The 942-nt window shown below is 68.2% G+C and carries 1 protein-coding gene; it reads left to right on the top strand.

Annotation, left to right across the window (positions count from 1 at the left end):
* The first annotated feature begins 68 nt into the window (after nt 1-68).
* On the top strand, nt 69-923 hold the full coding sequence (locus tag D2L64_RS26925) for an IS5 family transposase (protein WP_119579996.1): 855 nt from the start codon (nt 69-71) through the stop codon (nt 921-923).
* The last annotated feature ends 19 nt before the right edge of the window (nt 924-942 follow it).

The raw sequence follows: 942 nt of genomic DNA, 5'->3' as shown, positions 1-942 counted from the left end.
GGGGTAGCAGGCAGGCACGGGTCCATTGATCATCGGAGTTCTCTACGCTTCGTGACCGATGGAGTCCCGTGCCTGCGCTGCCATCTTCGTTGTTCGAGCCTGTCTGGGTCCAGTTTGCCGCGTTGTGGCCTGAGCAACCCGAGTTCGATCCGACGCATCCGTTGGGCTGTCACCGGCGTCGGATCCCGGACCGGGTCGTGTTCGAGCACGTCATCGCCGCTCTGGTGCACGGATCCGGGTACGAGCGCGTCGCGTCGGATGCCTGCTCGGACCGGACGATCCGCCGCCGGCTGCGGTCGTGGGCGAAGGCCGGTCTCGGCGAGCAGCTTCACGAGCTGGCCCTGGACGCCTACGACCGGATGATCGGCCTGGACCTGACCGACGTCAGCGCCGACGGCGCGATCACCAAAGCCCCGTGCGGCGGTGACCGGGCCGGCCGATCCCCGGTCGACCGCGGCAAGGGCGGCATGAAACGCTCCACCGGCGTCGACGGCTACGGCATCCCCCTCGGCCTCGTCGGCGCCCCGGCCAACCGACACGACTCACCACTGCTACGCGACACCGTCGAGCAGTGCAGCCGCCAACTACGCCACCACTGGCCGCAGCGAGTCACCGCCCACCTGGACCGCGGATACGACAGCCAACGCACCCGCGACCTGCTCGACGAGATCGGCTTCGACGCCGACATCGCCCGCAAAGGCGTGCCCGCACCCATCCAGGTCGGCAAGCGGTGGGTGGTCGAGCGGACGAACTCATGGATGAACGGGTTCGGCAAGATCCGCCGCTGCACCGACCGCAACGCCCAGATCATCGACTTCTACCTGTACCTGGCCGCCGCCATCGTCACCGTCCGTCAACTCATCCAACGAGCACGCACCCTCTACCGCTGGGACACCCGGCCCACCACCCGCCGACTCAAGTGACACCTACTGCCGGTCGCTC

The organism is Micromonospora radicis (assembly GCF_003583405.1).
Taxonomy (GTDB): Bacteria; Actinomycetota; Actinomycetes; order Mycobacteriales; family Micromonosporaceae; genus Micromonospora; species Micromonospora radicis.
This window is presented reverse-complemented; position numbering and strand designations above follow the sequence as displayed.